Raw genomic sequence first — 12,902 nt, 5'->3', positions numbered from 1 at the left:
CGTTAGAGGCTCTCGGACCCGTCGGCGTAGTGGTGCAGGGCCTGGAACCGACCGAGCGCATGAAGCACGAGCGGCAATTGGCCGCTGGTCAATGGTTCGCGGCCGATGAGCCGCACGTCGTCATGCTCGGGCAAATCCTGGCTGCCAATCTGGGCAAACATGTCGGCGATGAACTAGAGATCTACGACAACGAACGCTGCCGCATCGTCGGTATCTACGACGGGGGCAACATCTTCGACAATGGCGCGATGATCGTCCCGCTCGCCGAGCTGCAGCGGATGCTGGATCAAACAAACCAGGTCACGGCCTTCAACGTGACCGTCGACCGCGACGCGGACACGGCCGCTGTCGACAAGGTAGTGGTCGCGATCCAGGCGTTGGACGTGGGCGTCTCGGCAATGGCCACCGAAAGCTACGTGGCGACCGACTCAAAAATACAAATCGCTTCGGCCCTGGCCTGGAGCATTTCCGCCATCGCACTGGTAATCGGCGCGATCGGCATGCTCAACACGATGATCATTTCGGTGTTCGAGCGGACCAGCGAAATCGGCATCCTCCGCGCCATCGGCTGGCGCCGCAGCCGCATCGTTCGCATGATCCTGATCGAGTCGAGTCTGCTAAGCCTGGGGGGCGGGATTCTTGGCACACTTGTTGCACTCTTGATAATGCAAGTGCTAAGCCGCGCGCCGGCTGCCGCCGGATTAATTAGCGGACATGTCGCCGCGCCTGTCATCGCGCAAGGTATCTTTATCGCGCTGCTCATTGGAATCCTGGGGGCAATCTACCCCGCTTACCGCGCCGCCCAGTTGCTGCCGACTGTCGCGCTGCGGCAGCAGGGGTAAAATGACTGGGAGAAATCTGAACCGCCAGTCTGACCCGCCAGAAGCCACCCTGATGTTTACTGACACGCCAACCTCCGGATTGACCAACGTGAGCCCAGACAATTGCTTTCCGATGCAAGGGGCCGGCGCCGCCGGATTGCAGGCCCGTAGCCTGGTCGAGGTATTTCGCCGCCGCGCGGCCGAGAACTCCGATCGGGTCGCGTTTACGTTTTTACCCGGCGGAGAAGTTACGGCCCCCGAAGACCGTACCTATTCCCAGCTCGACGAGCGCGCTCGGGCAATCGCGGCACGTCTGCAACAGACCTGCCGCCCCGGCGATCGCGCGCTGTTGATGTACGATTCCGGATTGGATTACATCGCCGCCTTGGCCGGCTGCCTGTATGCCGGCGTAGTGGCGATCCCCGTGTTTCCGCCCGACCCATTGCGTGCGGCCCGCACCCTGCCGCGCTTAGAAGCCATCGTCAGCGACGCCCAAGCGTCGGTGTTATTGGGGACGGCCGCCGACCTGGCGTGGGCCGGCGCGATGTTGGGCGCCATTCCGGGCCTGGGACAATTGTTGCCCAGCGATACGATCGAACTTTCCCTGGCCGATGCATGGGCGGCGCCAACGTTGGATCGCGACACGCCGGCCTTCTTGCAATACACCTCCGGATCGACCGGTACGCCCAAGGGGGTCCTGGTGCGCCACGGCAATGTGCTGGCGAACATGGCGCAGATGGAGCAGATGATCGATCTAGAGAACGCCATCGTCTGCACGTGGCTGCCAGCCTATCACGACATGGGACTGGTCGGTGGAATTTTCCAGTGCTGGTACAGCGGCCGACGGAATGTGATGCTCTCTCCGCTGGCGTTTTTTCAGCAACCGCTGCGGTGGCTACAAGCCGTGGCCGCGTATCGCGCCACGACGTTGGCCGCGCCCGATTTCGCTTATGACCTGTGCGTGCGCAAGATCAAAGCGGAAGATCGTCGCGACCTGGATCTCGGCAGCGTTCGCTTGGCCCTTTCCGGCGCCGAGCCGGTGCGCCGGGCAACGATCGAGCGTTTTGTCGAAGCGTTCGGCGAGTGCGGCATTCGTCGGGAAATCTTCTGCCCCTGCTACGGCATGGCCGAAGCGACGTTGCTCGTCAGCGCCTCGCCAAGAGACACGGGGCCGAGAGTCGTCAATTACGACGCCGCTGCACTAACGCAGAATCGTGCCGTGGCGATTGCCAAGGCCGGAGCGCACGCACGGTCGCTGGTTAGTTGCGGGCGCCCGCCGGCGAACCTGCGCCTGGCGATTGTTGATCCGCAGACTCGGGCGCCGCTCGGACCGGGCGACGTCGGCGAGATCTGGATTGCCGGGCCCAACGTGGCTGGCGGCTATTGGGGCCAGGCTGAAGAATCGCGCACCCGATTCCAGGCCGTCACCGCGACAGGCGAAGGGCCTTTCTTGCGCACCGGCGACTTGGGCTTTATCGACAACGGCGAACTGTTCATCAGCGGACGCTTTAAAGACTTGATTATTATCCGCGGCCGTAACTTTCACCCGCAGGACATCGAGCAATCGATCGAGAACTGCCACGAGGCAATTAAGCCGCGCGGTTCGGCGGCGTTTTCGATCGACGAAGGCGGACGCGAGCAATTGATTCTGGTCCAAGAAATCACCCGTCCCAAGAAGGCGGATCTCGACGAAGTGTCGCGAGCCATCGGGGGGGCGATCCTCGAAGCGCACGATCTGGCGGTCGACGCCGTGGTGCTGGTGCGGCAAGGGACGATCCCCAAGACCACTAGCGGCAAGATCCAACGTCATGCCTGCCGGCAGCAATATCTAAGCGGCGAGTTGGAAGTGCTGCACACCTGGCAAACCCCGTGCGCGCGGCCCGGACTGGAGACCTACGTCGCGCCGCGAAACGAACTCGAATCGCACCTGGCGGGCATGTGGGCCGAGATTTTGGACATCGAACAGGTCGGCATCTTTGACAGCTTCTTCGACCTGGGGGGCAGCAGTCTGTTGGCAACCCAATTGATGACGCGATTGGCCGATCAGCTCGGCGCCGAAATTCCGTTGCGAGATTTGTTCGATCGGCCGACCGTGGCGGCCCTTGCTGAAATGATCACCGCACATACCACACAAGCAGTACAACGGCGGTCGGCGGATGCGGCGTTATTGGATTATTTGGATACCGTATCCGATGAGGATGCCGAGGCGCTGCTCGCCGGGGGCCCGGTTCCGAACGTCGCCGCGCCGCGCCCATCGACCACACCCAAGTCGCATGCCAGTTACTACTCGTTGACCGTCCCCTCAAGCAATGGTGATACGGCCGGCGTAACCCAGCACTAGAAACGGCCCGCGCGATTGGGACCACCCCGAAGCAGACTCCGCATACCCGCCTCTCATGTCAGGACACTGCAATCTCTCGACGGAATTATCAGTCGAGCGTCTTGCCGCGCTCTCGCCGGCCAAGCGCGCGCTCTTCGAACGGCTGCAAGGCGGTCCGGTCGACGATACGCAGGCGACTCAGACACAGATCGCGCGGCGCAAAGTCGAAGAACCGGCTCCGCTGTCATTTGCCCAAGAGCGATTGTGGTTTCTCGACCAACTGGAGCCGAATAATCCTTTCTACAACGTCCCCATTGCCACGCGTATCCAAGGGGACTTGGATGGCGAGTTGTTGGAAGCGGCCTTGCGCTCGGTCATCGTGCGGCACGATGCGCTGCGGACACTTTTTCGCGCCGTTGACGGACAGCCCCAACAGGTCGTCAGCCCGGACTGTGACTTTCGGCTCGCGCGTATCGACTTGAGCGTTTGCACGCCGGAGGCGCGTCAACAGCAGCTCGACCAGATCACGGTCGCCGAGGCGCTCGCGCCCTTTTGTCTCGAACGCGGTCCGCTCGTGCGGGGGACCTTGATTCGCCTGGCCGCCGACGAGCACGTGCTGTTGCTCACGCTGCACCATATCATTTGCGACGGTTGGTCGATGGCAGTACTGCGTGACGAAGTGGCGGCATTCTATGCAGCCGCCATTTTAAAGCAGCCGGCACAACTTCGTCCGCTGCCCTTGCAATATGCCGACTTCGCCGCCTGGCAGCGCGGCCCTGGGCACGGCCTCGCCGGCGAGCGGCATTTGCGCTATTGGCGCGAGCAATTGGCCGACCGGCCGGGCCCGTTGGCCCTCCCACTCGATCACCCTCGTCCCGCAATGCAAACATATGGTGGAGGTGTGCGTCGCTGCCGTGTCGGCGGTTGTTTGTTACATGCCTTGCGTGGCCTGGCGGCCGAAGAGAACGCCACGCTGTGCATGGTGCTGATGGCCGCCTTTCAGGTGCTCTTGGCACGCCTGTGCCAAGAGCGCGACGTTTGTGTCGGCACGCCGATTGCCAATCGCAGCCGCCCCGAGTTAGAGCGGTTGATCGGTTTCTTTGCCAACACGCTGGTGATTCGCGGTCGTTTAGAGGAAAACCCTTCGTTTCGTACGTTCGTAGCCCAGCTACGCGCGACGATGCTCTCGGCCTATGCCCACCAGGACCTGCCCTTCTCGCAGTTAGTGGAAGATTTGCAGCCCACGCGCGACCTGAGCCGCACGCCACTCGCGCAGGTGATGTTCGTGCTGCAAAACATCCCGGTTCGCTCGCGGCAGATCGCGGGTTTGACGATCACAGACACGACGTTTGACCACGCGCCATTGTCGAATTTCGATCTGACGCTGAATGTGGACGAACATGCCGATCGGCTCGATTTGTCGCTGGTGTACAACACGGATTTATTTGATTCCGCGACCATCGAGCGCATGCTCGGTGCCTACGAGACGCTGCTCGGCGAGGCAGTCGCCGACTCGGACGTTTGCGTATTTGATTTGCCAATTCTGACGGCGCGCAACCGGCACATGCTGCTGGAAGTGTGGAACGACACCGAAGTGCCCTTTTCCCACGACCGGTGCATTCACGAATTGTTCGCCGAGCAAGCGCGGCGCTCCCCCAATGCCGTGGCCGTGCTATGTGAAGGGTCGCAACTGACCTACGGTGAGCTCGATCGCTTGAGTAATCGCCTGGCGCGATACCTGATCGATCAAGGCGCTCAGGTCGACACTTGCGTCGGGGTATGCTTGGAGCGTTCGCCGGCGTTGATCACCACGCTGTTGGGAATCTTGAAATCCGGCGCGGCGTTCCTGCCCATCGACCCGCACTATCCCGAGTCGCGCCGCGCAGCAATGATCGACGATGCACGCGTCTCGCTGCTGGTCACCGATAGCGAGACGGCGGCAACTCTTCCGCCTGGGCCTTATCGTACAATCCTGCTCGATGTCGATGCGCCCCGTATTACGGCGGCGAGCGATGCGCCCCAGTCCGAAACTACGGCCGGGCCGCTGAACGTGGCCTATGTCATCTACACATCGGGCTCGACCGGGCAGGCCAAGGGGGTCGAGGTCGAACACCGTGGCTTAGTAAATCACGCGCAGGCACTTGTCGAACAATACGGACTAACAACAGGCGATCGCTTGTTGCAGTATCTGTCGCTCAGCTTCGACGCTGCCGCCGAAGAGATATTCCCAACGCTCGCCAGTGGCGCCACTTTGTGCTTGCATCCCGCGCCTGCCGAGTTGTCGGGCCGTGTGTTGCTGGATTGGTCGCGCGAACAAGGCGTGAATATCCTTCATCTGCCCGTGCCGGTTTGGTCGTCGCTGGTTGACGAGCTCGCGATTTCAGGGAGAGCGCCCGCACGGCATTTGAAAACCGTGCTCGCCGGAGGAGATATCTTGCCGGCAGAGCAACTTAGACGTTGGCGCACCGCGGTCGGCACGTCGATCCGATTCTTGTTCGCGTACGGCGTTACCGAAGCCACGATTACGAGTACCATTTTTGACGGGACCGGCGAAATGCCGGCTACTTCGACGAGCGTTTTGCCAATCGGTCGTGCGATCGCCAACACGCGGTTGTATGTGCTGGACGAGTTTCGTCAGCCGGTGCCTGTGGGAGTTGCGGGCGAGCTGTATATCGGGGGCGCGGGTGTGGCGCGTGGATATCTGCGGCGCGCGGAACTCACCGCCGAGCGGTTTCTCGCCGACCCCTTCGCGACACGCCGCGGCGCACGAATGTATCGCAGCGGAGACCTGGTGCGCTACCTTCCGGACGGGAACCTGGAATTCCTTGGTCGAATTGATCGACAAGTAAAGGTACGTGGTCACCGTATCGAGCCAGCCGAGATCGAGGCGGCGCTACAACTGCACGAACAGGTGCGCGAGGCCATCGTCGTGGCTCACGGCGCTGGCGAATCGAAACGCCTGGCCGCCTATGTGGGTTGCGCGGCAGGCTCGGCGCTGAGCGATCAGGACCTGCGTGCTTTTCTCGCGGCGCGGCTTCCTGCACCAATGCTGCCCGCCGCGATCATAGTTATGGATCGGCTGCCGAGACTGACATGCGCCAAAGTCGACGTGTCGGCACTGCCGACGCCGAATTGGCAGCGTACCGAGGGCCAGGCCGTTTTCCTCGAGCCGCGCGACCGCATTGAGAGCACGCTCGCGCAGATTTGGCAGGAAATCCTCGGCCTCGAGTGCGTGGGAGTCCATGATAATTTCTTCGAACTGGGCGGCGATTCCATTCGCAGCATTCAGGTTATCGCCCGTGCAGGCGCAGCCGGCCTGCAAATTACCCCGAAACAGTTTTTTCAAAACCAAACGATCGCACAGTTAGCGTGCGTTGCCGTGTCGGCGCCTGCAAAATGCGCACCGCAAGGCCCGGTTGTGGGGCCAGCGGCATTGCTGCCGATTCAGCACGAATTCTTCGCTCTTGCCTCGGACGATTACAGCTTCAACAACCAGGCGATCATGCTTTCTGTCAAGGGAAGTGTGCGTAGCGAATCGATCGATCGGGCCGTGCGAATGCTTCTTGTTCATCACGATGCCCTGCGGGCTCGATTCACGCGATCCGCAGAGGGCGCATGGCAACAAGACATCGCGCCGCCGGAAGATCGCCCGGTTCTGTCACGAGTGGATCTAGCGGGCACGCCCGACGATGACGTCTTTCAAGAGATCGAGTCGATAGCTGCTCGTGCACAGCGGACGTTGGATCTAGAGCGGGGGCCGGTCGTGCAATGCGTCTACTTTGATCTCGGTCCGCAACGCCCCGCGCGATTGCTGCTTGTGATCCACCACCTGGTAGTCGACGCGGTGAGTTGGCGCATTTTGCTATTTGATCTGAACTCGCTGTGCCAGCAAATCGAGGCCGATACGGATCCGGTTCTCGCGCCCAAGACCACGTCGCTGGCTGAATGGTCGCGTCGGCTGGTGGAACTTGCCGACAGTGAAGAGATGCGGAAAGTGTTGCCTTCCTGGCTTTCTGACGCGCAGCCGTGCGTGCAGATCCCGCGAGAACCAAGCGGCGAAGATAACGTCTATGCCACGTTGGCGACGGTCGCTCGGCAGCTAGACGTCGAAACGACCAGGCAATTGCTGAGCGAGGCGCCCAACGCCTATCGAGCACGCCCGCACGAATTGCTGGTCACGGCACTGGCCGGGACGATCGCCCGATTCGTTGGCAAAGACGCGGTGCGGCTAAATCTGGAAGGGCACGGTCGCGAAGTTCTGTTCGACGACGTGGATCTGTCGCGCACCGTGGGTTGGTTCACCTCGCTCTATCCGATAACTCTCCGGCTGCCTGCACATGCCCGCGTGGGCGAACGTGTCCGCGCCGTCAAAGAACAATTGCGAGCTGTTCGCAATGGCGGCCTTGATTACGGCATGCTGCGTTGGCTGCCAAGCGATCCCGTCGTCCGCGATCGCATGGCCACGGCGCCTTCGAGCGAGGTCTGCTTCAACTACTTGGGGCAATTCGATAACGCGTTGCAAGGCGAGGCGTTATTTGCCGCAGCGATGGAATCCACGGGATCGTCGGTTAGCCCCTGCACCGCGCGGCGGCATCTGTGGGAGATCATCGTCTACGTCAGCGACGGACAGCTTCATCTAGAGTGGCATTACAGCCGGGCGCTGCATCGGGCCGAAACGATCGAACAATTGGCAACTGATTATTTGGGTGAACTGCAAGTGCTTGTGGCGACGAGCAACTCGGCCGAGGCAAGCGCGTTAGCACCGACCGATTTCCCTCTAGCAGACGTCGACCAGGCGGATCTTGAAGCGTTGAAGCTGCTCTTAGGCGAAGGATGAAATCTTATCCTAGTGCCACCGGCACGGGGCGATTCCCATATGAAACATGTCGAAGACGTCTGGGCCTTGGCGCCGTTACAAGAGTTGATGCTGGCGCATGCGCTAGCAGAGCAGGATTCGCAGCTAATGGTCGAGCAATTCCGCTGCTCGATCATTGGCCCGCTGGATGCCGATTTGTTGCGGCAGGCCTGGACGTTGGTCGTTGCGCGGCATGCGCTGCTGCGTTCGGCGCCGGCCTGGCAAGGTTTGAAGAAGCCGGTCCAGGTGGTTCGCCGCGCGATCGAGATGCCCTGGCAGCAACTTGACTGGCGCGATCTACCCCAGGACGAGCGCCTGGCGCGGCGCGACGCACTACTGGCCGAGACGCGGCGCGCGGGTTTAGACCTGACAAAGCCCCCGTTGATGCGTTTGCAATTGGTGCAGATGGCAGAGCAAGAGTGGTTTTTTGCCTGGACCTGCCATCATTTTGTGCTCGACGGCTGGAGTGTCGGCATTGTGCTGCGCGAGGTGTTCCAATTCTACGAGCAATTACGGCAGGGTCGCACACCGACGCCCGAACCGTGCGGCTCGTTCGGCGATTACGTGAAGTGGTTAGCCTCGCAAGATGCCGGCGAGGCCGAACGATTCTGGTGCGAGCAGCTGGCCGGCCGCAGTCCGGCACCGCAAATCCCGCTACCGGAGCAGGCAGCTCGACGCACGTCGGCGGACGCCCAGCAGGGCGAGTGCCAAGTGCGAATGAACGCCAGTGAATCGTCTCGTTTCCAGGAAATGGCGATTTCGCAGCACGTCAGTCAGAGTGTACTTGTCCAGGCGGCTTGGTCGGTCTTGCTGGCGCGATATGCGGACGTCGACGAGGTGGTATTCGGTGTCACCGTGTCGGGCCGTCCGTCACAGGTTCCGGACGTGGACACGATCGTCGGCCCTTTCGTAAACAATGTGCCCGTGAGGGTGCCAATTGCCCTCGAAGATACTTTGCCCGAGTTGTTTGCAAGACTGCAATCCGCACAGGTCGCGGCGCACCCGTTCGAGCACTGCTCGTCGCAGCAAATCGCCCGTGCGGCGGAACTGCCCGACGGCCGGCTGTACGATTCGTTGGTGGTCTTCGAGAATTATCCGCTGCACTCGATCGAACAGTGGCGTGCCGCCGATGTGGTGGTGCGTGACGTTCACGGCACGGCTACCTCGAACTATCCGCTGACGCTGATCGTAAACCCGGGCCGCGAGATCTTGTTGCGTCTGTTGTACGACGCCGAACGTTATTCGGCCGCGACGGCAGTGCAGGTGCTCGAACAAACGGCCACCGTGCTGCAGGCCATCATCACGCGAGCGGACTCTCGGGTTTGTGACTTGGGGCTGGCCAAAGCATCTCGGCAGACCTTGCCGGTTGATGGCGAGCCGGCGCTGCGAATCCTCGATGCGGCCGGTCAATCGACGCCTGTCGATATGCCCGGAATCCTGTGGGTCGAAGATGCCGAACAAAGCGGCAGCCCGCAATGGCGTCTGACCGGCTATCGCGCCGCCTGGCAGGCTGATGGGCAGATCGAGTTCTTGGGACCCAGCGAGAGCCGCGTCGATTCCACGCCTTGCCCGCGGATTGGTCGCTATGCGGTCGATCCGCGCGAGGTAGAAGCCGTGTTGCGGCTCCATCCATTGGTCGAACGCGCGGCGGTAACCTGCTCGGCCGATCGTGAACGGGGCACGCGGCTGGCAGTTTTCTTTGTACCACGACCGACTTCGCAGATTGCAATCGCCCCGGGCGATCATGCGCTGGTGGTGAATGAATTGCGGCGCTATCTGGTCGAGCGCGTGCCCGCAGCGATGATTCCCACGGCCTGGCGGTCCATGGATGCGCTCCCTTTGGATGCATCCGGAACAGTCGATATCACGGCGCTACCTGCGCCGGCGCGAACGCGGGGAGACATGTCGCACGCCTACGTACCCCCGCGCGATGCGCTCGAGGCCCGCGTGGCGACAATCTGGTCGCAGGTGTTGGGGGTCGAGCCGATTGGCGTGACCGATGGATTTCTTGAGCTCGGCGGCTATTCGAGCCTGGCCGTGGCGCTGATCGCGCGATTGGAAGAAGAATTCGGCCGCCGTTTGCCATTGGCAGCGCTGGCCGAAGAGCCGACCGTCGCGCATTTGTCGCAGTTGTTGCGTAACGCATCGTCTCGCGACGAAAACGCCTCGCTGGTGCCGATCCGTCCGCACGGTACGCAATTGCCTTTGTTCTGCGTTCATCCGGCCGGTGGCACGGTGTTTTGCTATATCGAGTTGGCGCAGCACCTGTCGGCCGATGTGCCGCTGTATGGGCTGCAGGCACAAGGTGTCGACGGCACGCTGGCCCCGCACGACACGATCGAAGCCATGGCCGCGCACTACATTCAGGTCATGAAGTCCGTGCAGGGGGCGGGCCCCTATCGGATTTGCGGATGGTCGACCGGGGGCCTGGTGGCCTTCGAGATGGCCAGGCAACTACAAATCTCAGGCGACGAGGTCTCGCTGGTGGCGCTCATCGACGCGGCTATCCCGGGTCCTGATCGTGTGCTCGACGAGAATGATCTCGTGCCGATGCTACAGATGATGTTCCCTGGTGATGATGCCGGTCAATTGCAAGACCTGCGCACACGTCCGCTGGCCGAGCAAGTGGAATACTTTCGCACGCGGGCCGAGGGGGCGCGGTTGCTGTTGGCCGGCGCGGGGGCGGGGGGCGCACGATCGGTCTTTGATGTTTTCGAGGCCAACATGAAGGCGGTCGCAGCCTTCCGACCGCAGCCGCTGGACGCAAAGATCACGTTGATTCGGGCCTCGCAGCAGGCAACGCCAATGCATGCTGATCCGTTGTTGGGTTGGGGAAGCTGGGCCGCGGGAGGCACCGTGGTATACGAACTGCCCGACAGCACGCACCTCACCATGCTGCAGCCTCCGGTGGTTGGTCAACTGGCAGCCATGTTGGATCGCTGGCTGACAGCTGCTGCGCCAGAACAGGCCATCGCAGAAGAGTGCTGCGCAGGATCGTGACGGAGCGAATCGAGACGTAGCGCAATGATTTCAAAATTCCTGCGAATTGCACCGTTCGAGCGCGCTTCTTTGCCGCAGGTTTCGGCTATGCTCACGTAGCCAGTACGAGAGCCAACGCGGGCTCGCGTGATCGCAGGGGGCGACAGACTCCCGGAGCACATCATGCCTCGCATTCTCGACACGTGCGTGCGGCGTGAGTTTCAGATTTCTGCGCGTGACCTAGCTTGCCTGGGCGTTCGGCAGCCGGCCGGGCAAGCTTTGCCGCGACGTTTTCTCGCGCGCTGTTGCTTCATGGCACGGCTAATGGTAGTCGCTACGATCCTCTTGGCATCCAGTCCGGCTGCCTTCGGCCAGACATTGATTCGGGTGGCTGACGGCTTGAACGCGCCGCTTTTTGCCACGTCGGCGCCAGGTGATCCCAATCAACTGTTTATTGTCGAACAGGGATCGGGCGGTACGGCCGACATCAAGATTCTGAACTTGGCCGACAACTCGATCAGCTCGACGCCCTTCTTGCAAATCTCGGGCATCGCCACCGGCGGCGAACAAGGATTGTTGGGTCTGGCCTTTGATCCAAATTACGCAACGAATGGCCAGTTCTACGTCGATTACACGGCCAACGGAGGCGCTTTTAACTCAGGTGTGACTCACATCACGCGATATCAGGTTTCGTCCAATCCCAATGTGGCGAATCCTGCCAGCGCTACTGACGTGCTGACGATCGACCAGCCGGAAACGAATCATAACGGCGGTTGGATCGGGTTCAGTAACCGGCCGGGCGACTCTGGCAACCTGTACATCGCCATGGGGGACGGCGGCAACAGCAACGATCAGGGGACCGGTCACGTAGAGCCGACTGGCAACGCGCAAGATACCTTCAGTTTGCTAGGCAAGATGTTGCGTATCAACGTTGATACCCCCGGCCCGGCGGCACATCCCAACTATGCCATTCCTGCCAACAACCCGTTTGCCAACGGCGCGAGCGGCGCGCCGGAAGTGTGGCTGTATGGGCTGCGCAATCCGTTTCGCGATAGCTTCGACTCGCAAACCGGCAACCTGATGATTGGCGACGTAGGACAGGGCGCGCGCGAGGAAATCGACGTGCAGAAAGCCAGCAACCCGGGCGGCGGCGAGAACTACGGCTGGCGGCTACGCGAAGGGACGATCGCGACACCCTCGGGCGGCGTTGGTGGCCCGAAGCCTGCCGGGGCGGTGGACCCCATCCTTGACTACCCGCATGTTCCGACTGCGCAAGAGCCAATCGGCGGACAGGCCGTGATTGGTGGATACGTTTATCACGGCGCAGGCGTTCCGGCGCTCGACGGTAAATATGTCTTCGGCGATTTATTGGGACCGGCCAACAGCAGCAACCCGGACAGTCTGGGACGCATCTTCACGATGAACTACGACGGCACGACCGCCACGAACTTTACCGACATTACCAGTCAGCTGTTTACCGGCACGGGTTTTTCGCTCGATCAGCCCCACTCGTTCGGCACCGACGCCAGCGGCGAACTGTACATCGTCGACGGTAACGGCTCTCTCTACAAAATCGTGGCGGCAACCGTGCCCGGGGACGGCACGCATGACGGCGTCGTCAACGGTCTGGATGTGAACCTGATAGCCGGCAACTGGCTGCAAAGGGGAAGCAACCTGCCGGCCGACGTCAATCACGACGGCATCGTGAATGGGCTGGACGTAAATCTGGTGGCCACGCACTGGCTGCAACGATCTGGCACAGGCTCTGGTACGAGCGTGCCCGAACCTGCCACCGCGGCGCTGGCGGCGGTCGCACTAATGTCGTATGCGGCGGTGCATGCCGGAAAGCGCAACGGAGCGAAATCGCAGTGCGCCCTTAAGTCGTCTTGAGATCATCCGCCGAACCAAAGAGTTTGTCTTCAGCCAA

The 12,902-nt window shown here is 61.6% G+C and carries 5 protein-coding genes; all 5 read left to right on the top strand.

Annotated elements, in window-relative coordinates; genetic code table 11:
- On the top strand, window positions 1–842 hold an 842-nt coding region (locus tag VGG64_01265; GenBank protein ID HEY1598199.1), incomplete at its 5' end, for an FtsX-like permease family protein.
- A 52-nt stretch (window positions 843–894) separates the two neighbouring features.
- Window positions 895–3,162, top strand: coding sequence for an AMP-binding protein (locus VGG64_01260; protein ID HEY1598198.1), 2,268 nt, complete (start codon window positions 895–897; stop codon window positions 3,160–3,162).
- A 55-nt stretch (window positions 3,163–3,217) separates the two neighbouring features.
- Window positions 3,218–7,978 carry an amino acid adenylation domain-containing protein gene (locus VGG64_01255; GenBank protein ID HEY1598197.1) on the top strand — a complete coding sequence of 1,587 codons (4,761 nt, stop codon included), beginning with the start codon at window positions 3,218–3,220 and terminating at the stop codon, window positions 7,976–7,978.
- Window positions 7,979–8,017: 39 nt separating this feature from the next.
- Window positions 8,018–10,996 (top strand): alpha/beta fold hydrolase, encoded by a 2,979-nt coding sequence (locus VGG64_01250; GenBank protein ID HEY1598196.1) that lies wholly within the window; start codon window positions 8,018–8,020, stop codon window positions 10,994–10,996.
- A gap of 162 nt (window positions 10,997–11,158) precedes the next feature.
- On the top strand, window positions 11,159–12,865 hold the full coding sequence (locus VGG64_01245; protein HEY1598195.1) for a PQQ-dependent sugar dehydrogenase: 1,707 nt from the start codon (window positions 11,159–11,161) through the stop codon (window positions 12,863–12,865).
- Window positions 12,866–12,902 lie beyond the last annotated feature (37 nt).

Source organism: Pirellulales bacterium (assembly GCA_036490175.1).
Taxonomy (GTDB): domain Bacteria; phylum Planctomycetota; class Planctomycetia; order Pirellulales; family JACPPG01; genus JACPPG01.
This window is presented reverse-complemented; position numbering and strand designations above follow the sequence as displayed.